This window comes from Curtobacterium flaccumfaciens, assembly GCF_018598405.1.
Lineage (GTDB): Bacteria > Actinomycetota > Actinomycetes > Actinomycetales > Microbacteriaceae > Curtobacterium > Curtobacterium aurantiacum.
Genome location: NZ_JAHEWS010000001.1, coordinates 57,254 through 82,374 on the forward strand (window position 1 = coordinate 57,254; position 25,121 = coordinate 82,374).

Here is a 25,121-nt window from a genome sequence, read left to right on the forward strand (position 1 = left end):
CGCCTACCGCCCGATCGGGTTCGCCATCGCCCCCGCCCGGATGAGCGACGCCGACTGGTCTGCCAGGTCCACCATCGACAGGGTGTTCCGCAGCTGCAACCGGTTCAGGCACGAGTGCTCGAACGTCGGCACCCGCAGGTCCAGGGGACGACGACGGTCGGGGTGTGCGGCGGCGTGGGCGTCGATGCACTCCCCCACGACCTGCCAGAAGCGGGACTCCGGCAGCACCCCGTCGTCGTCGAGGATCGCGGCGACGAACCGCAGCACCCCGTCGAACACGTCGGTGAACACCGCGAGCGCGGCCTCGTCGTCGGACACCGGGTGCACGATCCGGTCGATGTCGGCGGGTACCGGGCGGTCGTCGTGCCGACCGAGCACCGCGGCCTCTTCGCCGATGTCCTTCATCACGGCGCGGACCACGACACCGTCGCGCACGACGAGCACCAGGTTCTCGCCGTGCGGCATGAACACCAGGTCGTGCACGGTCAGGCAGTGCACGACGGGCAGCAGGTAGGCGTCGAGCCAGCGCCGGACCCAGACGTCGGCGGGCAGACCGGAGGCCTCGATCAGCGCCGAGACCACGGCGTTCCCCGAGGCGTCCCGGTGCAGCAGCGCCGCCATCGTCAGCAGTCGCTCGCCGTCCGTCACCCGCGGCAGCGGGCTCTCCCGCCACAGGGCCGCGAGCATCTTGCGCTGCGGCGAGGACACGTCGACCCGGTGGTAGGCGTCCCCGGTGTAGCCGATGGCGGCGTGCTCCCGGAGCACCGAGAACCCGACGGACGCGAGCGTCGGGTCGGCGGCGACGATCGACTCGACCCAGTCGTTCACCGCCGGGGTGTTCCGCATGTACGCGGGGGACATCCCCCGCAGGAACCCCATGTTCTGCACGGCGAGCGCCGTCTTCACGTACGAGCGTGACGGCTCGGTGCGGTTGAACGCGGTGCGGATGGACTGCTGCGGCTGGTACTCGTCGGGTCCCTCGCCCAGGTCGACCAGGTCCTGCCGCCCGAGGTCGGGTGCGAAGGTCACGGCGATCCGGTGCTGCCATTGCCACGGGTGCACGGGCAGCCACACGTAGTCGTCGGGGTCGAGCCCGCGACGCTCCAGCGTGGCGCGGAACCCGGCCACGACCGCCGCCGACAGCTCGGACTCCCAGTGCGCCTGCTCGGTCCGGTCCGCGGCGAGCGCCAGGTGCGTGTGCTCGCGTCGGGCGGCGAGCCACCGGTACCGGAACCGGCCGCCGGACTCGGGCGCGAACGCCCGGTACTCGTCGAGTCCGAACCCGATCCGACCGTTGGCGGCGACGAAGGCCGGGTGCCCCTCGGTCATCGCCGCCTCGACGTCCTGGAACGACGCGACGACGTCCTCGACGGACGAACCGGCCGAACCGGACGAACCAGCCGAACCGGACGAACGGGCCCCGCCCCGCCCCCACGCCAGCTGCTCGGCCGACGGCCCGCCCCGCCGGTGCTTCGCCGCGGCACTCGCCAGCGTCGACGCGATCTCCTCCAGGTACGTGCCGAGCAACTCGTCGGGGATCCCGAGCACCGCGCCCAGCTCGAGCACGAGCTCTTGCGCGCTGAGCGGCGCCGGCACCCCCGCACGCGTCCGCGTCAGCGAGCCCTCGTCCATCGACCAGTGCTCGAGCAGGTGCTGCCGCGCCCGGAACCGGTAGGTCGACTCCCCCGCGGCGAGCCGCCACCCGTCCCCGTCGGGCACGGGAGCGATCAGCCGTTCGTGGGTGAACTCCGCGATCGCCTTCGCGACGAGGTGTCGTTCGGCGGGTTCCAGGTGCTCGGGCCGCAGGTGTGCGGCGGGCCCGTCATCGTCGGGCACGCCGATGCGACCGGTGTCGAGCACCGACAGCAGTGCCCGCTTGCCGTCGACGTCCACCTGACGGAGCGCGCGGAACCCGACCTCGGCGTTCTTCGCCTGCACGGCGGTGTTCCGCACGTCCGGTTCGACGACGACCCTCCGCGCGCCCAGGACGTCGCGGCAGTGTTCGACGACCGCGCGCATCACGGCGCTCGTCAGCCCGGACACGCGGCCCTCGGTCGGCGCCGGCGCGACGAGCAGGTGCATGCCGACGTCGCCGGGTTCGGCGGCCCACACGTCGGTGAGCAGGACGGCGGAGGGGTCGTAGGTCTCCGCCAGGAAGCACGGTTCGCCGTTCCGGCGGCCGAGCCACGCTGCCTGCGCCGGGTCTGCCCGCACGCCGGCCAGGTAGGTGCGGACGCCGTCCACGTCGAGGTCGCCCATCTCCCACCACGACGACGCCGGGTGGGCGAGCCACGACTGCACGACGGCGGCGTCGCGTTCCGGGTCCACGGGTTCGACGGTCAGGAGGCCCGGCTCGGCTCCTCCAGGCGCGGTCGCGTCCGGCGCCGTGGTGGTCACGGTCGTGCTCATGCGGACACCTCCGCGCGCTCGGCCGTTGGCCGGGCCGGTGCCCGCTCCGCGGCGCCGGGGTGGGCGGTGGACGGCGCTGCTGTTGACTGCCCCGAGGCGGGCAGGCCGAACTCCTGGAAGGCGATCCGGGCCTCCAGGCCGTACACGGGGCGACCCGTGACGGACCGGATGATCGACGCGTTCCGCCACGCACCCATGCCGAGGTCGGGCGCGGTCAGGCCGTGCGTGTGCTCCTCGGCGTTCTGCACCCAGATGCGTCCGCCCAGGGTGTCGACGTGGTGGTCGCGGGCGACGGCCAGGCGACCGCGGGAGTCGCGGGCGACGAGGTGCTCGACCGGGTCGAGGAACCGCGGCACCCGCGGGGTGTACCCGGTGGCGAGCACCAGCTGCTCGACCTCGTGCTCGTACGTCTGGTCGAGCTGCTCGTGGCGGAGCGTCAGCCGGTAGGTACCGCGGTCGGCGAGCCAGGCGGCGTCGACGACGCTCGTCTCGGTCCGGAGCGTCGTCGGGACCGGGCCGCGCGCGCTGATCCGGTAGAGCTGGTCGTACAGGTCGTCGACCAGGTCGGCGCTGATGCCCTTGTACAGGCCGCGCTGCTCCCGCCCGAGGCGGTCACGGACGGCTTCGGGCAACCCGTGGAAGTGGTCCGTGTACTCCGGGCTCGTCATCTCGAGGGTGAGCTTGGTGTCCTCCATCGGGAAGAACCGGGGCGAGCGCGTGATCCAGTCGAGGCGGTAGCCGTCCTGGCGGATGTCCTCGAGCAGTTCGCGGTAGACCTCGGCGGCGGACTGCCCGCTGCCGACGACGGCGATGGACCCGGCGTCGCGCAGGGCGTCGCGGTTCGGCAGGAACTCGGCGGAGTGGATCGCCGGTCCGCCGATCCCGCGCAGCGGGGCGGGGACGGACGGCTCGGTGCCGATGCCCACGACGACGTGGTGTGCGCGGTACGTCTCGGGACCCTGATCGGTCTCGGCGTGCACCGTGAACGTGTCGGTGACCGGGTCGTGCTCGACGGCGGTCACCCGGCGGCCCCACCGCAGGGTGTCGAGCCGGTCGGCTGCCCAGCGGCAGTAGGCGTCGTACTCGCTGCGCAGGGGGTGGAAGTCCTCGCGGATGTAGAACGGGTACAGCCGCCCGGTCTCCTTGAGCCAGGCGAGGAACGAGAACGGCGAGGTCGGGTCGGCCATCGTCACCAGGTCGGCGAGGAACGGCACCTGGATCGTGGCGTCGTCGAGCATCATGCCGTGGTGCCAGGCGAAGCCGTCGGCGGCGTCGAGGAACACCGCGTCGAGGTCGGCGATCGGGTCGGTCAGGCAGGCGAGGCCGAGGTTGAACGGGCCGATGCCGATCCCGACGACGTCGTGGACGGTGGCGGCGGGATCGGCGGTGCGGTCGGCGCCTGCGCTGTCGGCGGTGCGGTCGGCGGTCATCGGGTCGCTCCCTCGGTCGTGGTGGTGGTCGCTCGGACGCGCTCGGCCGTCGCGACGACGTGCTCCAGCGATGTGCGCATCTGCGCGGGGGTCGTCTCCGGGTTGAGCAGCGTGAGCTTGTTGCACGGGCGGCCGTCGATGACCGTCTTGGCGATGAGGACCCGGCCCTCGGCGAGCAGGGCCGAGCGGATCGGGGCGACCAGCGCGTCGGCGTCGGCGTCCGTCATGCCCGCGGGCTGCCAGCGGAACAGCACCGTGCTGAGCTGCGTCGGCGCGACGAGCACCAGGTCGGGGTGCTCGTCGACGATCCGGTGGGTGGCCGCGGCGAGGTCGATGACGGCGTCGAACGCGGCCCCGATCGCGTCGGCCCCGGTCGCGCGCAGGGTGGCCCAGAGCTTCAGGGCGTCGAACCGGCGGGTGGTCTGCAGGGACTTGTCGACCTGGTTCGGCTCGGCGGCGTCCTCGGGGTTCAGGTAGTCGGCGTACCAGGCGGTGCGGCGCAGGTCCTCCGGGCGCTGGACGAGCAGGGCGCTCGACGACACCGGCTGGAAGAACGACTTGTGCAGGTCGGCGGTCACGCTCCTGGCCCGTTCGACGCCGTCGAGCAGGTGCCGGCGGGTCGGGGACACGAGCAGACCGCAGCCGTACGCGGCGTCGACGTGCAGCCAGACATCCTCCAGATCACAGACGTCCGCGATCGGTTCGAGCGGGTCGATGACCCCGCGGTCGGTGGTGCCGGCGGTGGCGACGACGGCCATCGGCGTCTGTCCGGCTGCGCGGGCGGCGGCGATCGCCTCGGCGAGGGCGGCGGGCACCATCCGGCCGGCGTGGTCGGTGGCGACGGCGACCACGGCCTCGAGCCCGAGCAGCCGCGCCGACTTCGCGATGCTGAAGTGGGTCTCCGCGGTCGTGAACACGGTGCCGCTGCTGCCGAGGGCCTCGCGCGCCAGCAGCAGGGCCTGCAGATTCGACTGCGAGCCGCCCGAGGTGAAGATGCCGTCTCCCGCGGCGAACCCGATCCGACCGGCGAGCCAGGCGACGACGTGCCGCTCGATCTCGGTGCCGATGCGGGACTGGTCCCAGGTGTCGACCGACGGGTTCACGGCGGCCAGGACCGACTCGGCGGCGACCGCGGGCAGCGCGACCGGGCAGTTCAGGTGCGCGAGGTACGCCGGGTCGTGGAACCAGACGGCCTCGCGGACGAACAGCTCGTCGAGTTCGGCGAGTGCGAGGTCCGTCCCGAGGGGTTCGGCGTCGAGGTCGACGTCCTGCACCCGGGCCCGGAGAACCTCGGGAGCGGTGTCGGTCGTCGGACGGTCGGCGGCGGCGAAGCGGTCGGCCAGACGGTCCACCGTGGACGTCACGGCGGAGCGGTAGCGCTCGGCGGTGGCGGTGGTCAGGAGTTCGATGGGAGGTGTCACGTTAGGTAAGGCTAACCTCACAAAGCGCGATCGTGCCACCCGAACGAGGGCCGTTCCGACCGGCCGGGCGTGTCAGACGCTTGTCTGCCGGGGCGGTCAGGCGTCCGCCCGGGGCGTCAGGCGTTCATGAACTCGCTCGGCTGCAGGGCCCGGCCGACGATGCGCACGTCACCGATCGACCCGACGAACACGTTGTCGAGCTTGCCGCCGTACCGGTACCCACCGAGCAGCCACGGCTTGCCGACGGTGCTCAGACCGCGGTTCGGGGTGGACGGGTTCCGCACGACCGGGCACCCGTCGACGTACAGCACGGTGTGCGTCCCGTCGTTCACCACGGCCACGTGCCACCAGGCTCCGAGTGGCAGTTCGTGGCCCCAGTTCGTCAGCGATCCGTCCTGGCTCGCCGGGTACACGCACCACTGCAGTTCACGGTCCCCCGACAGGCTCAGGGTCACGGCGGGTTCGTCCGGGTCGCCGTCGGCTCCGGTCGCCTTCCCCACCTGGCCGGCGCTCGAGTACTGCGACAGCAGGGCGCTGAACCCGTTCGCGCTCGGGTCGAACGTGGTCGGCAGCGCGAAGAACGCCTCGACCGTGTAGCCGTGGGGGAACCGGGTCCGGTTGAGCGGAGCCGTGTCGACGGTCTGCAGGTGGTCCCCACCGGTCTTGCCGCCCTGCAGTGCGAGGCCGCCGGCGCCCGGCTGGTCGGGGTGGTGCGCCGCCGTCCAGCGCAACGCCCCCGCGACGGCACCGGTCCGGCGCGCGACCACCAGGTCGTTCCCCCGTCCGCTCTGGTCGCGCACCCGCGTCGTCGGCGCGAGCGCCGCCCCGTCCGGGTTGCCGTCGAACCGCCAGTACGCCAGCGTCCCCGGCACCACCATGCGTGCCGCCGGCCGGGAGGCCCGTGGTGCGACCGGCGCGAACCCCGCGAAGCGCGCGTCGAAGTCCACCGCCATGGTGAAGCGGTCGACGTCGCCGCTGAGCGCGGTCTCTTGGGCCGCGAGCTCGTTCGCCTCGCCGAGCCCGCCGGCGAGCAGGAAGGGCGACAGCGTCTCGACGTCGATGACGTTCCGTTCGAGGTCGACGTGGTACAGCCGGATCATGGCCGCCCCGCCGTAGTAGCGGTTCTGGTAGTTGGTCAGGTGCAGGGCGACGTCGTGTCCCACGGCGTTCTTCGCCGTCGTGCGACCCGGCCCCCAGTAGTGCCCGTTGAGCGTCAGGAACACCTGGTCGTGCTTCGTGATGAAGGAGTCCCAGAGCTGCTGACCGTAGGGGTCGAACGCCGCCCCACCGGCGGCGTCCGAGTCGACGAGGGCGTGCGTCGTGAGGATGACCGGGGCGTGCGGCCGGGCTGCGAGCACGGAGCTGGCCCAGGCGAGCCCGCTCGCGCTCGTCCGCCAGTCGAGCGCCAGGACGACCCACTCGCGGCCGGCCGCGGTGAACCGGTGGGCGGTGTTGTAGCCGTCGAGGCTCGAACCGATCCAGCCCGGGGCCCTCCGAAACCGCTGCGGGCCGAACACGTCGAGGTACGGGGTGCCACCGCGCTGGTCGTCCGTCGACGAGTCGACGTCGTGGTTGCCGGCGAGCACGCTGTAGGGCGCTCCGGCACGGTCGAGCACGTCGAAGACCGCACCGGACGCACGCATCTCGGAGGCCGCACCGTTCTGGGTCAGGTCACCGAGGTGGACGAGGAACACCGTGTTGTGCCGGGCCTGCTCGCGGACGACGTACTCGAGCGAGGCGCGCATCGGCGCCGGGTCGACCGCGGCCCCGTCGAACATGTACTGCGTGTCCGGCATCACCGCGACGGTGAAGCGCGGCGAGGCCGTGTCCGGGTGCCACCGACCGGTGTGTCCTCGTGTCACCGCTGCCTGGGCCGTCACGGCTGGTCCACCGAGCGCCGCCGGGGCGACGGCGGGTGCCGCGGTCAGCGCGTCTGCCACGGCCGGGTCGCTGCCGAGTCCGTTCGACGCCATGAGGCCCGCGGCACCGGCCAGGCCGGAACCGACCAGGAAGCCGCGGCGGGAGACGGGGGTACGATCGCGGTCTCCAGGAGTGTTCTGCACAGCTCGGCACCGTACGGACCGTGGGGGAACGCCCCGGGTCGGCCCCGTGAACACCAGATCGCCCGATCCCCCCAGTTCGGTGTGGACCGGTGAGGACTCCTACAGCTTCTCGATCGGGGCGATCTTGATGAGGAGCTTCTTGCGGCCCGCCGAGTCGAACGCGATCTCGGCGATCCGCTTGGCACCCTGACCCGTCACCGCGGACACCGTGCCCTCGCCGAAGTCGACGTGCTTGATGCGGTCGCCGGCGACGAGTTCCATGTCGCCGTTGTCGCGCACCTGCCCGGACACCCGGTTCGCCCACTCGGTCTTCGGGCGGGTCTTCGAGGCCGCCGCTGCACGGTCGTACGAGCCGCCGCCCCAGCCGCCACCACCGCGGTAGCCACCGCCGCCGCCACCGCCACCGTTGAAGCCGCCGTCACGCTTGGCGTTCAGGGCTCGGGGCTGCGTGCCACCGCGGCTGTTGGCCATGCCCGGGGACTGCTTCCACTCGATGAGCCCCTCGGGGATCTCCTGCAGGAAGCGCGAGGGCATCGCCACGTTCACGTCGCCGAACTGGGCGCGGGTCATCGCGAGCGACAGGAACAGGACCTTCTTGGCGCGGGTGATGCCCACGTAGAACAGCCGGCGCTCTTCGGACGGACCACCGGGTTCGTTGGCGGACATCCGGTGCGGGAGCAGGTCTTCCTCGACGCCGGTCAGGAACACCGCGTCGTACTCCAGGCCCTTCGCGGTGTGCAGGGTCATCAGCGACACCGTGCCCGAGGAGTCGTCGAGCTCGTCCGCCGCGGCGACCAGCGACACCTCGGTCAGGAAGTCCGACAGGGTGCCCTCGGGGTTGTTCTTCTGGAACTCCCGCGTGACGGCCACGAGCTCGTCGATGTTGTCGGCGCGAGCGGCGTCCTGCGCGTCGGGCGACTTCCGCAGGTTGTCGAGCAGCCCGGAGCCGTCGAGCAGCTGCGTCAGGGTGTCGACCACCGGCTGGGTCTGGGCCTTCTCGGACACCGAGTCGAGCAGGGCGGCGAACTCCGTGATGGCGTTCCGCACCTTCGGCCCGAACCCGAGCTCGCCCGCGTGCCGCAGGGCGTCGCGCATCGTCGTCTCGTGCTCGTCGGCGTAGCGCTGCAGCGTGGTCTCGGTGACCGCGCCGATGCCGCGCTTCGGGACGTTGAGGATGCGCCGCAGCGACATCGGGTCGGCCGGGTTGGCGACGGTGATCAGGTACGCCATCGCGTCCTTGATCTCGGCTCGCTCGTAGAACTTGGTGCCGCCGAGCACCCGGTACGGGATCGCCGCGCGGATGAAGATCTCTTCCAGCGCACGGGTCTGCGAGTTCGTCCGGTAGAACACCGCCATGTCGCGGTAGTCCATGCCGTCTTCGCGCAGGCGCTGGATCTCGTCGGCGACGAACTGGGCCTCGTCGTGGCCGGTGTACCCGGTGAAGCCGATGATCTTCTCGCCGGCGCCGACGTCCGTGAACAGGCTCTTCGCCTGGCGGTCGAAGTTGTTCGCGATGACGGCGTTCGCGGCGTCGAGGATGTTCTGCGTGGACCGGTAGTTCTGCTCGAGCAGGATCGTCTTGGAGTTCGGGAAGTCGCGCTCGAACTCGACGATGTTGCGGATGTCCGCCCCGCGGAACGCGTAGATGGACTGGTCGGAGTCGCCGACCACGGTCAGGGACGCGGGGGCGATGGAACCGTCGGTCTCGCGCATCCGGGCGACGTGCTGGCCGGAGTCCTCGAGCTTGTCGACCTGTTCGACCGGCACCGGGCGGGTGAGCTCGCGGATCAGGGCGTACTGGGCGTGGTTCGTGTCCTGGTACTCGTCGACCAGGATGTACCGGAAACGCCGCTGGTACAGCGCGGCGACGTCCGGGAAGGCCCGGAACAGGAACACCGTCTGGCCGATGAGGTCGTCGAAGTCGAACGCGTTCGCCCGGCGGAGCTCGTTCGTGTAGCGCCGGAACACCTCGGTGAACATGACTTCTTGCGGGTCGTTCACGTTGATGTTGCGCGCGTAGGTGTCGATGTCCTGCAGCTCGTTCTTGAGCTTCGAGATCTTCGACGCCGCGGCACCGACGGTCAGCCCGAGGGAGTCGGCTTCGAGCTCCTTGATGATCCGCTTCAGCAGCGCCTTGGAGTCGGCGGAGTCGTAGATCGTGAACGACTGCGGGAACCCGAACCGCTCGGCTTCACGACGGAGGATCCGCACGCACGCCGAGTGGAACGTCGAGATCCACATCCCCTCGGCCTCACCACCGACCAGGGCCCGGACGCGCTCGCGCATCTCGGCCGCGGCCTTGTTCGTGAACGTGATCGCCAGGATCTGCGAGGGCCAGGCTTCGCGGTTGGCGAGCAGCAGCGCGATGCGGCGGGTGAGCACGCTCGTCTTGCCGGAACCGGCGCCGGCCACGATCAGCAGGGACTCGCCGCGGTACTCGACGGCTTCCTTCTGCTGGGGGTTCAGACCCGCGGTGAACGGGTCTTCGTACGCGCGGGCACCGGCGCCCGGCTCGGGCGTCGATTCGAAGGGGTCGAGCACGATCGTCATGTCCGCAACAGTCTAGGCGGGACCCCCGACAGCGGACCGAGCGAGCACCGCCAGGTCGGGGTGGTCGGCGAAGACCCCGTCGAGTCCGGTGCGGATCACCGACGTGAACCAGCGTTCCCAGTCACCGAAGGCCGCGACGTCGCCGCCCCGCCGCAGTGGCGACGGCAGGAACCGGTTCTCCGGACGGAGGGTCCACGTGTAGACCGCGAGGCCTGCGGCGTGGGCGCGGTCGACGATCGCGCTGCGGACCGGGGTCGGGTCGTCGAGTGCGACGCTGTCCACGCCGGCCATCAGGGTGCCGAGGTCGACGCTGATGCCGTGGAACTCGGTCGCGAACGACGCGAGCGCGTCCTCGGAACGTTCGGCGGCGTAGGTCGGTGCGAGCGTCCCGTGGGACGCGACCTCGTCGGCGGCGCTGCCACGGGCCTCCTGGAGGTACACGAGCCGACCGCCGGTCCCACGCGCACGCAGGTCCCGGAGCACGCCCTTCTCGAAGCTCTCCACCGTGAGCCGCTCGTCCTGCCGCCACCCGGCCTCGCCGAGCGCAGCGTCGATGAGCTCGCCCATCGGGAACCCCGCGCGGTCGAAGAACGCGGCGTGCTTGACCTCGGCGACGAGCCCGACGGGGCGGGGCGCAGCGTCGAGGATCGCGAGCAGGTCCTCGAGCCGCAGGATCGGCTGTTCCCCGTCGTGCTCGGCCGATCCCGGGCGCAGCACCGGCAGGCGCTCGCGGGTGCGGAGCGTCTGCAGCTCGGACCACGTGAAGTCCTCGGTGAACCAGCCGGTCAGCGTCTGGCCGTCGACGGTCTTCGTCGTGCGCAGGTGCCGGAACTCGGGGCGGTCGGCGACGTCAGTGGTGCCCGACACCTCGTTCTCGTGCCGGAGCACCAGCACGCCGTCCTTCGTGGGCACCAGGTCCGGTTCGATCGCGTCTGCTCCGAGCTCGATCGCGAGCTCGTAGGCACTCCGCGAGTGCTCGGGGCGGTAGCCGGACGCGCCGCGGTGGGCGATGACGAGGGTCATGGCGCGACCCTACTTGCCGTGGGTGACCGGCGGGCCGCCTGTGTCGCGGGACACACTCCTCGCTCCGGAGTCCGTCGTTCCCAGCGTCGGCGCCGAGCATCGCCGCATGACCGTCCGTTCGCTCTCCACCGCCGTCGAGGCCCGGATCGACCGTGCCGCACGCCGTGTGCTCGACGCCGGGCGCCAACCGCACCGGCCCGTCCGGGTGTTCGTCACCGAGTTCCTGGTGTTCGGCGCGAAGCAGGCCTGGGCGTGCGCGTTCGGGGCGCTGCTGCTCGGCACGATGGCCGTGGTGCACCTGACCGTGCCGGCAGCGATGCGGAACGACGTGCTGACGATCGCGGCCGTGCTGCTGCAGGTCGGCATGCTCGTGTTCGGGCTCGAGACCCTGCGGGAGCTCCGGGTCGTGCTGCTCTTCCACGTCGTCGGCACCGCGATGGAGGTGTTCAAGACCCACATGGGTTCGTGGACCTACGAGCCCGGCGGGTTGCTCGTCGTCGCCGGGGTACCGCTGTTCTCGGGGTTCATGTACGGCGCCGTCGGGTCGTACATGGTGCGGGTGTACCGGCTGTTCGACCTGCGGTTCGACCGGTACCCGCGGCAGTGGCTGCTGGCCGTCGTCGCGGGCGGTGTCTACCTGAACTTCTTCGGCCACCACTTCGTCGCAGACGCCCGGTACGTCCTGCTCACGCTCGTGCTGCTGCTCTTCGCCCGCACCACCATGCACGTCCGGGTCCACCGGGCGACGATGCGGATGCCCGTGCTCGTGGCGATGGCCCTCGTCGCGGTGTTCATCTGGGCGGCCGAGAACGTCGCCACCTGGGCCGGGGCGTGGAGCTACCCGGCGCAGCTCGCGGTGTGGCAGCCGGTGGCCCCGACCAAGATCGTGGCGTGGTTCCTGCTCATGACGATCTCGGTCACGCTCGTCACGTGGCTGTACCCGGCGCTGCCGTCGGGCTCGGCGCGCTCGACGGCGGACTCTCGACGTCTTCGAGGCATGCGTGCAGCGTGCGACCCTAGGCTTCCCTCGACGGAGCCCGCTGGGCCCGCGTCCGCTCGCCGCGAATCCTCAGCCTTCCGCGACCGAGCGCACCTAGGCTGAGAGGACTCGAATCTCCTAGGAAGAGGACACCATGGCCTTCAAGCCCGGTTTCGACCAGTCCCCCGCCTTCAACGCACAGGGGGCCAACACCTGGGGCGGGCGCGGTGCTGGTCAGCAGCAGGCCGGCTGGGGACAGACCCCGCAGCAGGCACAGGGCGGCATGACCCCCGAGCAGCTGCAGTACATGTACGACCGCCCGACTGCGTCCCCGGTGGACACCGACCGCATGTCGTACGAAGACACCATCGTCAAGACGCTGCTCGCCTTCGGCGTGCTCGTCGTCGGCGCGGTGGCCGGCTGGAACCTGCCGCCGGTCGTGTGGATCGTCGGCGCGCTCGTCGGGTTCGTCCTGGCGCTGGTCAACACCTTCAAGAAGAAGCCGTCGCCGGGTCTGATCCTGACGTACGCGTTCTTCGAGGGGTTGTTCGTCGGCGGTATCTCGAACTACTTCCAGACCGCGTTCCCCGACGCTGACGGCATCGTCGCGCAGGCGGTGTTCGGCACGCTCGGTGTGTTCTTCGTCACCCTGCTCCTGTTCCGCTCGGGCAAGGTGCGCGCAACCCCGAAGGCCACGCGCTTCTTCCTGATCGCGATGGTCGGGTACATGGCGTTCTCGCTCGTGAACCTCGTGCTCATGTGGACCGGCGTGACGCAGAGCGCGTTCGGCCTGATGGGCGTGACGCTCTTCGGCATCCCGCTCGGTGTCCTCATCGGCGTGTTCGTCGTGCTGATGGCCGCGTACTCGCTGATCCTCGACTTCGACCAGATCAAGACCGGTGTCGAGCGCGGCGCACCTCGCATCTACGCCTGGACCGCGGCATTCGGCCTCATCGTGACGCTCGTCTGGCTGTACCTCGAGATCCTGCGCATCCTCGCCATCATCGCGAGCAGCTCGCGCAACTAGCACCACCGTACGAACGAAGGGCCCCGGCGCTGCCGGGGCCCTTCGTCGTTCCCGGGCCGGTGGGAGTGGATAGCGGGGCGGCGGCGGTCCCGGGGGGGGGCGGTCCCAGTGGTCACAACACCCCGCCGGTCGCCCGCCGAGTGGTCACGAAGTGTCGCCCGGGCCGGGGACAGCCGACAGTTCGTGACCCCTCGGCACTGGACCCCCGGGGTGTTGTGACCTCTCGACGGTCCCGGTAACGACCACGCACCCGACTCCAGCCGCCCGAGGTCGCACAACACGGCGCACGTGCGGCGCCCGGGTCGCGCGAACTGCCGTCGGACGCCCCGGCGGACGGCAGTTCGTGCGACCCCGGCACCGCCACCGCCACCGACGCACGAAGGCCCGGCACGCGTGACGCGTACCGGGCCTTCCGTTGCTCAGGGGAGCCCTACTCCCACTCGATCGTCCCCGGCGGCTTCGACGTGACGTCGAGCACGACCCGGTTGACGTCGGGCACCTCGTTCGTGATGCGGTTCGAGATCTTCGCGAGGGTGTCGTACGGCAGACGCGTCCAGTCGGCGGTCATGGCGTCCTCGGACGAGACCGGACGGAGCACGATCGGGTGCCCGTAGGTCCGGCCGTCGCCCTGCACACCCACCGATCGGACGTCCGCGAGCAGCACGACCGGGCACTGCCAGATCTCCTGGTCGAGGCCAGCCGCGGTGAGCTCTTCGCGGGCGATCTTGTCGGCCGCCCGGAGCAGTTCGAGCCGCTCCTTCGTGACCTCGCCGACGATGCGGATGCCCAGGCCCGGCCCGGGGAACGGCTGGCGGCCGACGATGACCTCGGGCAGCCCGAGCTCGCGGCCGACCGCACGGACCTCGTCCTTGAACAGGGTGCGCAGCGGCTCGACGAGCTCGAACGTCATGTCCTCGGGCAGGCCACCGACGTTGTGGTGCGACTTGATGTTGGCCGTACCCGCTCCGCCGCCGGACTCGACGACGTCGGGGTAGAGCGTGCCCTGCACGAGGAACTTGACCTCGCCCGCCTCGTCGTCACCGCGAGCCTCGAGCACGAGTGCCTCGGCCGCGCCCTCGAACGTGCGGATGAACTCGCGCCCGATGATCTTGCGCTTCTGCTCGGGGTCGCTCACGCCGGCGAGGGCGTCGAGGAACTGCTGCTCGGCGTCGATCGTGATGAGGCGGACACCGGTGGAGGCGACGTAGTCCTCTTCCACCTGCTTGCGCTCGTCGGCACGCAGGAGCCCGTGGTCCACGAAAACGCAGGTGAGCTGGTCGCCGACGGCCTTGTGGACCAGGGCTGCGGCGACGGCGGAGTCGACACCACCGGAGAGCCCGGCGATGACCCGCGCGGAGCCGACCTGCGCCCGGATGCGCTCGACCTGCTCCTCGATGACGTTGCTGGAGTTCCAGTCGCCGGGCAGGCCCGCGGCACGGTGCAGGAAGTTCTCGAGCACGGCCTGGCCGTACACGGAGTGCTTGACCTCGGGGTGCCACTGCACGCCGTAGAGCTTGCGCTCGTCGGACGCGAACGCTGCGACGGGCGTCGATGCGCTCGAGGCGAGCACCTCGAAGCCGGCCGGCGCCTTGGCCACGGAGTCGCCGTGCGACATCCACGTCACCTGGTCCGCGGGCTGGTCGCCGAGCAGGGTGCTGCTGCCGGGTGCGAGCGTCACGTCGGTGGCGCCGTACTCGCGCAGACCGGTGTTCGCGACCTCGCCACCGAGGGCGGTCGCCATGGCCTGGAAGCCGTAGCAGATGCCGAGCACGGGGACGCCGAGGTCGAGGATGTCACCGTCGAGCGACGGCGCGCCCACTTCGTACACGGACGACGGACCACCGGACAGCACGATGGCCGCCGGGTCCTTGGCGCGGATCTCGTCCGCGGTGATGGAGTGCGGCACGATCTCGCTGTAGACGTTCGCTTCACGGACCCGACGCGCGATGAGCTGCGCGTACTGGGCCCCGAAGTCGACGACGAGGACGGGGCGCTGTTCGGTCTCGCTCACCGAGCGGCCTCCTTCTCACGCTGCTGGGCAGCGATCAGGTCGTGGTAGGTGTCCATGGCCCGCTGCTGCATGCGGTGCTCGACCACGAAGGACATGAACGGGATGATGCCCCCGAGGGCGATGAGCAGGAAGCGCGACGGCCTCCAGCGCATGATGCTCCACAGACGGAAGTCGGTGAAGAGGTAGAGCACGTACAGCCAGCCGTGGGCGATGAGGATCGCGATCGACAGGTTGAACGTGCCCGGGGTCTCGCCCGCCGTGCCGTTGGGCACGAAGAACGGTCCGTTGCCGAGCTGCATCTCGAGCTGCAGCGGCGTGTACTTGATGATGACCTCGACCACCAGGGCGAGCAGCAGCACGCCGGTGATGTACGCCGAGACGCGGTACCACTTCACCGCCCCCGGGATCTTGGGGATGTCACGGGTTCGGACGGTCAGGGCCATGCCGGCAATCCTACCGTCGGAGCGCGTCGGCTTCGGTGGCGAGCGCTGCCTCGCGCTCCTCCTCTTGCTCGCGCTCCCAGGCGTCCTTCACGAACCGGTACCAGAGGAACACGGCGAAGCCGGCGAAGACGACCCACTCGATCGCGTAGAACAGGTTGAGCCAGTCGAACTGGACCTCGCGCGACGGTGCCCGGTCGGCGATGGTGCCGAGGTCGGCGGCCTTCGCGGTGGTGCCGTCGGCGACGACGTACCCGAGGTACATGCGGTCGTCGAAGGCCTGCCAGGTGTTCACGAACCGGGCCGGCGCGACGGCGGAGTACTCGGCGTCCTTGTAGGCGTCCTGGTCGGGCGACTCGGCCGGGTAGTAGCGGCCCTGGATCGTGAGCGTCTGCCCGTCCGTCAGGCGGTCACCCCCGGCGACGGCGGCCGACCGCTGGTCGGACCACCCGATGACGACCGGGAGGCTCGCCCCACCATCCGAGTCCACCAGGTGTCCCACGGTCTGGTACGTCCCACCCCCGGTGCGGCCGGTCAGGACGGTGGTGTCGCCGGCGACGAAGGTCCCCGTGACGGTCACCTTCTGGCCGGCGAGGCTCTCGCTGACCGGTCGTTCGGGCGTGGTGACCGCCTCGAGCGTCCGGCGGGTCTCGGTGGTCGCCGGCAGCGGTTTGCCGTTGGCGATGGACCGCTCGAGCTGCCACTTGCCCAGCCCGGCGAACACCCCCGCCAGCACGAGCGCCAGCAACAGCAGCGCGATCCACCTCGGTCGTCGGGCAACGGCCCACATCTGTATCAGTACTCCGGATCGCGCTGTCGGACCGGGCGTTCGGGGCGCTCGGCGGGGATCTCGACCGGCGACGTCACGGGGGTGGACGTCGTCTCGGGCCCCTCATTCTCTCGCTCGTCCCTGCCAGCGGCCTCCACGAGGGCGAACTCCTCCGCGAACTGGCGGTCCCGCTCGGCCTTGCGCGCGGCCGCGGTGGCGTCCGCCTCGGCCTCGGCCGCCTCGGCGTTCTCGGCGGCGGCAGCCGCGGCGACGGCACGGCGGCCACCGAGGCGTCCGCGCAGGCGGATGAGCCGACCCGGACGCACCACGAGGCGGCCGATCCGGTCCGAGTTCACCGCGAGCAGCGGCCCGAGGACGGCCATGCAGAGGACGTAGAGGCCCGCGAACGCGGTGATCCGAGCCTCCAGCCCGGCGGCAGCCGACAGGGTCGCGAGGATCAGCGCGAACTCGCCACGGTTCACCAGGATGACGGCGGTGTTGATGCCCTGCTGGACGTTGAAGCCGTTCATCCGGGCGACGATCTGCCCGGCGACCGCGTTCAGGACGACGGTCATGCCGATGGCGCCGAGGACGGGCCAGAGGACCTCGCCGAACGTCGACAGGTCGAGGCCGAGCCCGAAGTTCACGAAGAAGAAGGCGGCGAACACGTCGCGCATCGGCAGGGCGAGCTGTTCGATGCGGTCGCGGTACCGGGTGGCACCGCAGAGCAGGCCGATGACGAAGGCGCCGATGGCGTCGGTCACGCCGAGCAGGTCGCCGATGCCACCGAACATGACCGCGAGGCCGAAGAACAGCACCGTGAACAGTTCGTCGTCACGGGTGGCGAAGATCTTCGAGACCCACTTGCCCGCGAAGCGCGCGAGCGTGAACATCACGATGAGGAACCCGAACGCGAGCGCCAGCTTGCCGACGACGGCCCAGACGTTGGTGTCGCCGGACAGCACGACGGAGACGATCGCCAGGTACACGGCGATGAAGACGTCCTCGATCACGGTGACGCCGAGGATCATCGGGGTCTCGTCGTTCGCCAGGCGTCGGAGCTCGATGAGGAGCTTCGTCACGATGGCGCTGGACGACGTCGCCGTCATGCCCGCGATGATCAGGGCTTCACGGGTGCCCCAACCAAGCGAGAACCCGAAGGCGAACCCCACGCCCATGTTGATGACCACGTAGGTTCCACCGGAGACCAGGAGCTTGCCGGCGTTGCCGTAGAACTCCTCTTGGTCGAACTCGAGACCGAGGTTGAACAGCAGGAGGATGAGCCCGAACGTCGCGATGAGCTCGATCGTGTGCGACTCGACGCTCAGCCCGAACCACGGCGTGTTCGGGCTCGCGACGAGCCCGACCACCATGTAGATCGGGATGGCCGGCAGACCGATGGTCTTGCCGAGCCGGCCCAGGACGTAGGCGATGACGAAGAGCACACCGATGGTGAGCAGCTCACCACCCAGGTGCATGCGCTAGCTCTTCCGCGGGGCCTCGGCCGAGGCGGCCGCAAGCTCTCCGCTGCGGTAGAAGGAGAACGCCTTGGCGACCTTCTCGGGGGAACCGGCGACCACGATCGTGTCTCCGGGGAAGACGACGAAGTCCGACGAGGGCGCCGGGTTGGCGCTGTCGCCACGGACCACGGCGACGACGGTCAGGCCGATGAAGCCCGAGTCGTGCAGGTCGCCGAGGGGCTTGCCCGCGATGGCGTCGTCGTAGTCAACGGAGAACCAGTCGATGGACAGACCGGGGATCTCGTCGAGCTTGTCGAGGCCCTCGGTGATCCGGGTGCCGCCGAGGAGCTCGGCGAGCGTGTGTGCTTCGTCTTCGCTGAGGCGCAGCGAGACCTTCTCGGACTTGTCCGCGCCGTCGGAGACGTCGGCGAACGAGATGAGGTCGGAGTGCCCCGACCGGTGCGTGATGACACCGCACTTGCCACCGTCGTCGGTGTAGAAGCTGTGCAGCACGCCGACTCCGGGGAGTTTGACGCGATGGACGTCGACCATGATGGCTCCCTCTTCGAGTACTCCCATGCTAACCACCCGGTGACCCCGCGCATTCCTCCCGCTACTGTTCTGTGGATGGGGAGAACACGGATCGTCGTGGCCGTCGTCGGGGTGCTGGTCGTCGCGCTGTACGCAGCGCTGCTGGCGGTGAACGCACTGGTGCTGGACCCGCTCGCCGCGGTCCCCGGTGCGACCCTGGCCGAGATCCACCGGCACCTCGACGCACAGGGGTTCCACGTGCAGACCGACATCGTGGTCGTGATCGCGCTGGCCTCGGTCGGCGTCGTGCTCGCCGCCGGGCTGTCGGTGCTGCTGCTCGTCACCCGAGCACCGACCCACGTCATCGCCGCAGTGCTGCTGGCCGTGGTCGTGCTGGGTGGTCCGGCGTCGTTCTGGGGTGGGTTCGCCCTCGGTATGGACGTCGCGGACGGCTTCGGCACCGACGGTGGTGACCACACGATCTGGGCCGGCGTGCTGTACGTGACGAGCATGGTCGCGCTGATCGCGATCCCGGTGGTGCTCGTGGCGGGCGGGCGGCGCCGTGGCCGCGCCGCCCTGCGGGCGCACGCCGCCTGACGGACGCACCCCGGGCCTCCAGTCCGGTCTGCTGGCCTGCCGGTCTGGAGGCGCGGGTGGACTCCGCAAGACGCCGTCGTCTTGTCGAGACGCCTCGTCGACACCGAGACGCCGCCGAATCCGGCGGCGTCTCGACGACCGGACGGCGTCACCACGACACGACGGCGTCTTGCGCAACCCGCAGACGCCGGCGTCTCGGTGACACGACGGCGTCTGCTGGCCTCGCTACTCCGGCTCGCTACTCCGGCTCGCTCGTCTTCTCGCCGATGACCTGCTCGTCGGACGCCTTCGCACCCTCGGCGCCGTCCGAGCGTCCACCGCCCACGACCACGTCGTCCTCGTCGAAGCCGAACGCGATGTCCGGGGCCTCGAGCCGCACGCGGTCGGCGCTCTCGTCGTCGGGCTGCAGCTGCGACTCGCGTTCGGCGGCGACGCGCTTCAGGTAGTTCGCGACCTCGTGCTCGGTCGTCTCCTGGTCCCACCCGAGCACGTCCGCCATGAGCTTCGCGGCGACCGGCGCTGCTGATTCGCCGCGGTCCCAGGCCTCGATGGAGATGCGGGTGCGGCGGGCGAGGACGTCCTCCAGGTGCAGGGCGCCCTCGTGCGAGGCGGCGTACACGACCTCGGCGCCGATGTAGTCGTCGGCCCCGGGCAGCGGCTCGGCCAGTGCCGGGTCCTGCTCGACGAGCTGCAGCACCTCGGTCGCGAGGGTGCCGTAGCGGTTGAGCAGGTGCTCGATGCGGACCTTGTGCACGTTGAAGCTCCGTGCGGTGCGGGCACGACGGTTCCACGCGGCCGGGTAGCCCTCGGCGCCGAGGAGCGGGATGTCGTCGGTCGTCGACTCGGGGACCTTGCCGTCCATCGCGGCGACCGCCTCGTCGATGGCGTCCTTGCCCATCACGCGGTACGTCGTCCACTTGCCGCCAGCCACCACGACGAGCCCGGGCACGGTGTGCGCGACGACGTGCTCGCGGCTGAGCTTCGAGGTCTGGTCCGACTCCCCCGCCAGCAGCGGGCGGAGTCCGGCGTAGACGCCCTCGACGTCCTCGCGGGTCAGCGGGACGGCGAGCACCTTGTTCACGTGCTCGAGGATGTAGTCGATGTCCGCCGCGGTCGCTGCCGGGTGCGCCTTGTCGAGGTACCAGTCGGTGTCGGTCGTGCCCACGAGCCAGTGCCGGCCCCACGGGATGACGAACAGCACGCTCTTCTCGGTGCGCAGGATCATGCCCGTGTTCGACTGGAACCGGTCGCGCGGGATGACGAGGTGGACGCCCTTGGACGCCCGCACCTTGAACTGACCGCGGGTGCCGATCATCGCCTGGGTGTCGTCGGTCCAGACACCGGTGGCGTTGACGACCTGCTTCGCGCGGATCTCGAACCGTTCGCCGGTCTGGATGTCGTGGGCCTGCGCGCCGACCACGCGCTCCCCGACCTTGATGAACCCCTCGATGCGGACGCGACTCGCTGCCTCGGCGCCGTAGGAGGCCGCGGTGCGCACGAGCGACGCGACGTAGCGCGCGTCGTCGACCTGGGCGTCGTAGTACGTCATGCCGCCGACGAAGGCGTCCTTCTTGAGCCCGGGCATGTTCCTGAGCACCTGCTTGCGGCTGAGGTGCCGGTGGTGCGGGACACCGGGCGGACGACCGCCGGACCAGCTGAACACGTCGTACATCGCCATGCCGATGCCGATGTAGAAGCGCTCCCACACCCGGTGGTTCAGCGGGTAGAGGAAGCGCACGGGCTTCACCAGGTGCGGGGCGATGCGCTGGAGCAGCAGGCCGCGTTCGATGAGGGCTTCGCGGACGAGCGCGAAGTTGAGCTGCTCGAGGTAGCGGATGCCGCCGTGCACGAGCTTCGACGAGCGGCTCGAGGTGCCCGAGCCCCAGTCGCGGGCCTCGACGATGCCGACGCTCAGGCCGCGGGTCACGGCGTCGAGCGCACTGCCCGCACCGACGATCCCGCCGCCGACCACCAGGACGTCGAGCTCCTTGGTCTTCAGCGTCTCGATCGCGGCTGCGCGTTCGTCCGGGCCGAGCTTCGCCGCGGGGTCGAACCCCACGCCGGGCGCGACGTCACGTGGACGTCCGGCCGTGCTGGTCTGCTTCGTCGTGCTGGACTTCGCCATCGTCGCCTCCGGGTCAGGTCGGCGCCGTGGCGTCACCCGGGGCAGTGCCCGGGTGCCACCGTCACTGGTGGTACGGCGCCACGACCACTTCTACTCGCTGGAACTCCTTGGCGTCGGAGTATCCGGTCGTCGCCATCGAGCGGCGCAGGGCACCGACCAGGTTGGCGCGGCCGTCGTGCGTCGGCGTCGGGCCGTTCAGGACGTTCTCGAGCGGGGCGATCGTGCCCACCTCGACCCGGCGGCCACGGGGCAGCTCGGGGTGGTGCGCCTCGGCACCCCAGTGGTAGCCGCCACCGGGAGCCTCGGTCGCACGGGCGAGTGCGGTGCCGAGCATGACGGCGTCGGCGCCCACGGCGATGGCCTTGACGATGTCGCCGGCGGTGTCGAGCCCGCCGTCGGCGATGACGTGCACGTAGCGGCCGCCCGACTCGTCGAGGTAGTCACGACGGGCACCGGCGACGTCCGCGACGGCGGTGGCCATCGGGGCGTGGATGCCGAGCGCGGCGCGGGTGGTCGACGCTGCGCCGCCACCGAAGCCGACGAGCACGCCGGCGGCACCGGTGCGCATGAGGTGCAGCGCCGACGTGTACGTCGAGGCACCGCCCACGATCACCGGGACGTCGAGCTCGTAGATGAACTTCTTGAGGTTGAGGGGCTCCTCGGTCTGGGAGACGTGCTCGGCCGAGACCGTGGTGCCGCGGATGACGAACAGGTCGACACCGGCGTCGACGACCGTCTTCGAGAACTCCTGCGTGCGCTGCGGGCTGAGCGAACCGGCGACCGGCACCCCGGCTGCACGGATCTCGGCCAGGCGCGCGGTGATCAGCTCGGCCTTGATCGGCTCGGAGTAGATCTCCTGCATGCGCTTCGTCACGTTGCCGTCGGTCAGCGACTTGATCTCGTCGTAGTACGGCGTCGGGTCCTCGTAGCGGGTCCACAGGCCCTCGAGGTCGAGCACACCGAGGATGCCGAGCTTGCCCATCTGGATGACCGTCGCCGGCGAGGACACGGAGTCCATCGGCGCCGACAGGATCGGCGACGCGAACGTGAACGCGTCGATCGACCACTGCACGCTGACGTCGCGCGGGTCACGCGTCCGCCTGGAGGGGACCACTGCGATGTCGTCGAACGCGTACGCCCGACGTCCGCGCTTGCCTGCACCGATCTCGACTTCGCTCACCAGGACAGCCTACCGGGCGGGCTCTGCGGCATGCACGGGCCGGACGGTGCGGACGGCGATGCGGCGGGCGGAGTCGTCAGCGCGGGCGCCGCGGGGCGTGCCGTCGCTTCCGGAGCGCCCGCAGCACGAAGCCGAGCAGGAGCGCGAGCACCACGAGCACGACGAGGAGCACGGCCGCGACCTTGACGAGCAACGCCGCCCCGACGAAGAGCGCGATGAACACGAGCCAGACGAGGGCGTCGAGCACGAGGGGTCCGGAGGTGCGCACCCGCGGAACGATACCGACCCGCTCGGGGCGAGCCGCGCCTCCAGGCCGGGTGGAGGAGCGGGGCCGTGCGGCGCGAAGCGACAACGCACGGCCCCACCCGTCACGGATACCACCCCCACAGCGGTACCCGTAGCCGACGACAGCGCTAGCGCTGCGCGTCGACGTCCTTGGCGAGCGTCCCCAGGTAGAGCTCGATGACCTTGGGGTCGTCAGCGAGTTCCTTCCCGGTGCCCGAGTACGCGTTCTTCCCCTGGTCGAGCACGTACCCACGATCGCAGATCTGCAGACAGCGTCGCGCGTTCTGCTCCACCATGATGATCGACACACCGGCCTTGTTGATCCGGCGCGTCCGCAGGAACGTCTCGTCCTGACGCACGGGGGAGAGTCCGGCGCTCGGCTCGTCGAGCAGCAGCACCTTGGGGTCCATCATCAGCGCTCGGGCCATCGCGACGGACTGCCGCTCACCACCCGAGAGCGATCCGGCCCGCTGGTTCCGCCGCTGCGCGAGGACCGGGAACAGGTCGTAGATGACCTCGAGCCGTTCGGCGAACTTCCGGGGCCGCAGGTACAGCCCCATCTGCAGGTTCTCCTCGATCGAGAGCGAGGGGAACACGTTGTTCGTCTGCGGCACGAAGCCGACGCCGGCCTGCACGAGCTTGTTCGCCTTGAGGTTCGTGATGTCGTCACCCTGCAGGGTCACCGAGCCTTCGCGGATGGACACGAGCCCGAACAACGCCTTGAGGAGCGTCGACTTGCCCGCACCGTTCGGGCCGATGATGCCGATGAGCTCGCCCGGGTAGCAGTCCAGGTCGCAGCCGTTCAGGATGTTCACGCCCGGCAGGTACCCGGCGACGAGGTTCTTCGCGCTGAGCACCGGCTCGCGATCGAGCGTGGCCGTCGTCGCCTCCGGCGTTCCCGGACTGGAGGCGCTGCTCGCGTTCGTGGGGTCCGTTGCGTCCGTCATCGGGTCGTCTCCTCTGCTGCGTCCTCTTCGGCGACTTCCTCCGCCAGTTCCTCGAAGGTCTCCTCGGTGAGGAGCGAGTCGTCACCCAGGTCGGTGTCGTGGTGCGCACCGAGGTAGGCGTCGATGACGGCCTGGTCGTCCATCACCGTGTCCGCCGGGCCCTCGGCGACGACCTTGCCCTCGGCCATCACGACCACCCAGTCCGAGATGTGCCGGACCATGTGCATGTCGTGCTCGACGAACAGCACGGTCATGCCGTCGTCGCGCAGGGACTGGATGTGCCCGAGCAGCGACTGGGTGAGCGCGGGGTTCACGCCGGCCATCGGCTCGTCGAGCATGATCATCGTGGGGTCGGACATCAGCGCGCGGGCCATCTCGAGCAGCTTCCGCTGCCCGCCGGACAGCGAGCCCGCGTAGTCGTCCGCCTTCGTGTCCAGCTTGAAGCGGGCGAGGAGGTCCTCGGCCTTCGCCGTGATCTCGCGCTCCCGCTTCGCCCACACCGGCTTCACCAGGGCGGCGAAGAAGTTCTCACCCGGCTGGTCGCGGGCACCGAGGAGCATGTTCTGCATCACGGTGAGCCGCGACAGCGCCTTGGTCAGCTGGAAGGTGCGGACCATGCCCTTGTTCGCGATGTGCGTCGCGCTCGTCTTCTGCAGCGTGTCGCCGTTGAACTGTGTCTTCGCACCGGAGCTCGGCTTGTCGAAGCCCGTGAGCAGGTTGAAGAAGGTCGTCTTGCCGGCGCCGTTCGGGCCGATGAGGGCCGTGATGGAGCCACGCTGGACCTCGAGGTGGTCGACGTCCACGGCGGTCATGCCCCCGAAGCGGCGGGTGACGTCGTCGACGGTGAGGATCGGGTCGGCCTTGGGGTGGCCGTAGGTCTCAGACACTGAACGTCAGCTCCTTCTTGTTGCCGAGCAGGCCCTGTGGACGGAACACGATGAGCAGCATGAGCGCGACGCCGACGAGCACGTACGAGAACTGCTCGGCCTGCTGCGCGTTCATGATCGAGTCGGGGATGAAGTCGCCGGCGAGCGTGCGGACGAAGAGCCGGACGACGAAGAACAGCACCGCGCCGAGCACCGGTCCGAACACCGTCGCAGCACCACCGAGGATGAGCGCGGTCCAGATGAAGAACGTCATCGAACGGCCCATGGCGTCCGGTTGCACCGAACTCGGCAGCACGTAGATGATGCCCGCGATCGCACCGAGCGCCCCACCGAACACGAGCGCCTGCATCTTGTACGAGTAGACGTTCTTGCCGAGCGAGCGGACGGCGTCCTCGTCCTCGCGGATGGCCTTCACCACGCGGCCCCACGGACTGCGCATGAGCAGGAAGAGCACGAGGGTGAACAGGGCGACCATGGCCCACGCCGCGATGCGGATCCACCAGCCGTTGACACCGTTGTTGGCGTACGTGAACCACAGGATCGTGGTGGTGCCGTCGGGCAGCGGGCTGAGGGCGGTGAACGGGTCGCGGTAGCTCGACCCGGTGATGCCGTTCGAGCCACCCGTGGTCGTGGTGAGCAGGCTCGAGCGGCCCACCATGCGGATGATCTCGGCGCCGGAGATCGTGACGATCGCCAGGTAGTCGCCGCGCAACCGCAGGGTCGGGATGCCGAGGATGATCGCGAACACGATCGCGACGAGCAGGGCGATGAGCACGGCCATGACGAACGGCAGCCCGTTGGTGATCGAGATCGCGAAGCCGTAGGCGCCGAGCAGCAGGAACGCCGCCTGGCCCATGTTCACGAGCCCGGTGAGGCCGAAGTGCACGTTCAGGCCGATCGCGGCCAGGGCGAACGCCGCCGTGGTCGGGGCGAGTGCCTCCTGGGTGAGCGAGGACAGCAGGTTGAGGATGTAGTCCATGCGCGTGC

Annotated in this window: 20 protein-coding genes; 3 read left to right on the top strand and 17 right to left on the bottom strand. The window is 70.3% G+C overall.

Annotation, left to right across the window (positions count from 1 at the left end):
- Nucleotides 1-3: 3 nt before the first annotated feature.
- The 6 genes from KK097_RS00270 to KK097_RS00295 all read right to left on the bottom strand — a co-directional run bounded on the left by KK097_RS00270 (nt 4) and on the right by KK097_RS00295 (nt 10,896).
- The gene (locus KK097_RS00270; protein ID WP_214543326.1) at nt 4-2,409 is read right to left on the bottom strand and encodes a GNAT family N-acetyltransferase; all 2,406 of its coding nucleotides are present in this window, start codon (nt 2,407-2,409) and stop codon (nt 4-6) included.
- Entirely contained in the window at nt 2,406-3,839 is a 1,434-nt protein-coding gene (locus tag KK097_RS00275; protein WP_214543327.1) for a lysine N(6)-hydroxylase/L-ornithine N(5)-oxygenase family protein, read from the bottom strand. Before KK097_RS00275 ends, KK097_RS00270 begins: the two co-directional genes overlap by 4 nt.
- Complete coding sequence (locus tag KK097_RS00280) at nt 3,836-5,260, bottom strand: pyridoxal phosphate-dependent decarboxylase family protein (protein WP_214543328.1); 1,425 nt, start codon at nt 5,258-5,260, stop codon at nt 3,836-3,838. The genes KK097_RS00275 and KK097_RS00280 overlap by 4 nt, the downstream gene beginning before the upstream one ends.
- Before the next feature lie 116 nt (nt 5,261-5,376).
- Nucleotides 5,377-7,323 (bottom strand): LamG-like jellyroll fold domain-containing protein, encoded by a 1,947-nt coding sequence (locus KK097_RS00285; RefSeq protein WP_214543329.1) that lies wholly within the window; start codon nt 7,321-7,323, stop codon nt 5,377-5,379.
- A gap of 99 nt (nt 7,324-7,422) precedes the next feature.
- A complete protein-coding gene (locus KK097_RS00290) occupies nt 7,423-9,873 on the bottom strand; it encodes an ATP-dependent helicase (RefSeq protein ID WP_214543330.1) in 2,451 nt (816 codons plus the stop codon).
- A gap of 12 nt (nt 9,874-9,885) precedes the next feature.
- Nucleotides 9,886-10,896 carry a glycerophosphodiester phosphodiesterase family protein gene (locus KK097_RS00295; protein ID WP_214543331.1) on the bottom strand — a complete coding sequence of 337 codons (1,011 nt, stop codon included), beginning with the start codon at nt 10,894-10,896 and terminating at the stop codon, nt 9,886-9,888.
- A gap of 106 nt (nt 10,897-11,002) precedes the next feature.
- On the opposite strand from KK097_RS00295, the gene KK097_RS00300 reads away from it, so the two are divergent.
- Nucleotides 11,003-11,998: a DUF817 domain-containing protein gene (locus tag KK097_RS00300; protein ID WP_214543332.1), complete on the top strand. Its 996-nt coding sequence runs from the start codon at nt 11,003-11,005 to the stop codon at nt 11,996-11,998.
- 31 nt (nt 11,999-12,029) lie between these two features.
- The gene (locus KK097_RS00305) at nt 12,030-12,902 is read left to right on the top strand and encodes a Bax inhibitor-1/YccA family protein (protein WP_214529365.1); all 873 of its coding nucleotides are present in this window, start codon (nt 12,030-12,032) and stop codon (nt 12,900-12,902) included.
- A 430-nt stretch (nt 12,903-13,332) separates the two neighbouring features.
- On the opposite strand, the gene guaA is transcribed toward KK097_RS00305, so the two are convergent.
- From guaA to KK097_RS00330, 5 genes are read right to left on the bottom strand one after another with little or no spacing between them, the layout of a single operon-like run.
- The gene (gene guaA / locus KK097_RS00310) at nt 13,333-14,913 is read right to left on the bottom strand and encodes a glutamine-hydrolyzing GMP synthase (RefSeq protein ID WP_214543333.1); all 1,581 of its coding nucleotides are present in this window, start codon (nt 14,911-14,913) and stop codon (nt 13,333-13,335) included.
- Nucleotides 14,910-15,356, bottom strand: coding sequence for a DUF3817 domain-containing protein (locus KK097_RS00315; RefSeq protein ID WP_214529368.1), 447 nt, complete (start codon nt 15,354-15,356; stop codon nt 14,910-14,912). Before KK097_RS00315 ends, guaA begins: the two co-directional genes overlap by 4 nt.
- Before the next feature lie 10 nt (nt 15,357-15,366).
- Nucleotides 15,367-16,143: an SURF1 family cytochrome oxidase biogenesis protein gene (locus tag KK097_RS00320; RefSeq protein ID WP_214529370.1), complete on the bottom strand. Its 777-nt coding sequence runs from the start codon at nt 16,141-16,143 to the stop codon at nt 15,367-15,369.
- Nucleotides 16,144-16,148: 5 nt separating this feature from the next.
- Nucleotides 16,149-17,600 (bottom strand): cation:proton antiporter, encoded by a 1,452-nt coding sequence (locus KK097_RS00325; RefSeq protein WP_214529371.1) that lies wholly within the window; start codon nt 17,598-17,600, stop codon nt 16,149-16,151.
- Between the two features lie 3 nt (nt 17,601-17,603).
- The gene (locus KK097_RS00330) at nt 17,604-18,134 is read right to left on the bottom strand and encodes a cation:proton antiporter regulatory subunit (RefSeq protein ID WP_017885470.1); all 531 of its coding nucleotides are present in this window, start codon (nt 18,132-18,134) and stop codon (nt 17,604-17,606) included.
- Nucleotides 18,135-18,209: 75 nt separating this feature from the next.
- Here KK097_RS00330 and KK097_RS00335 point away from each other — a divergent pair, with 75 nt between their 5' ends.
- Entirely contained in the window at nt 18,210-18,710 is a 501-nt protein-coding gene (locus KK097_RS00335; RefSeq protein WP_214543334.1) for a hypothetical protein, read from the top strand.
- A 238-nt stretch (nt 18,711-18,948) separates the two neighbouring features.
- Here KK097_RS00335 and KK097_RS00340 read toward each other — a convergent pair whose 3' ends face one another.
- The 6 genes from KK097_RS00340 to KK097_RS00365 all read right to left on the bottom strand — a co-directional run bounded on the left by KK097_RS00340 (nt 18,949) and on the right by KK097_RS00365 (nt 25,113).
- Nucleotides 18,949-20,835 carry a glycerol-3-phosphate dehydrogenase/oxidase gene (locus tag KK097_RS00340; RefSeq protein WP_214529375.1) on the bottom strand — a complete coding sequence of 629 codons (1,887 nt, stop codon included), beginning with the start codon at nt 20,833-20,835 and terminating at the stop codon, nt 18,949-18,951.
- 61 nt (nt 20,836-20,896) lie between these two features.
- Nucleotides 20,897-22,015, bottom strand: a complete 1,119-nt coding sequence (locus tag KK097_RS00345; protein ID WP_027466694.1) for a GuaB3 family IMP dehydrogenase-related protein — start codon at nt 22,013-22,015, stop codon at nt 20,897-20,899.
- Between the two features lie 76 nt (nt 22,016-22,091).
- Nucleotides 22,092-22,283, bottom strand: a complete 192-nt coding sequence (locus KK097_RS00350) for a hypothetical protein (RefSeq protein WP_214529377.1) — start codon at nt 22,281-22,283, stop codon at nt 22,092-22,094.
- Between the two features lie 145 nt (nt 22,284-22,428).
- On the bottom strand, nt 22,429-23,247 hold the full coding sequence (locus KK097_RS00355) for an ABC transporter ATP-binding protein (protein ID WP_214529379.1): 819 nt from the start codon (nt 23,245-23,247) through the stop codon (nt 22,429-22,431).
- Nucleotides 23,244-24,134 carry an ABC transporter ATP-binding protein gene (locus tag KK097_RS00360; RefSeq protein ID WP_214529381.1) on the bottom strand — a complete coding sequence of 297 codons (891 nt, stop codon included), beginning with the start codon at nt 24,132-24,134 and terminating at the stop codon, nt 23,244-23,246. The genes KK097_RS00355 and KK097_RS00360 overlap by 4 nt, the downstream gene beginning before the upstream one ends.
- Complete coding sequence (locus KK097_RS00365) at nt 24,127-25,113, bottom strand: branched-chain amino acid ABC transporter permease (RefSeq protein ID WP_214543335.1); 987 nt, start codon at nt 25,111-25,113, stop codon at nt 24,127-24,129. The genes KK097_RS00360 and KK097_RS00365 overlap by 8 nt, the downstream gene beginning before the upstream one ends.
- Nucleotides 25,114-25,121: the final 8 nt, after the last annotated feature.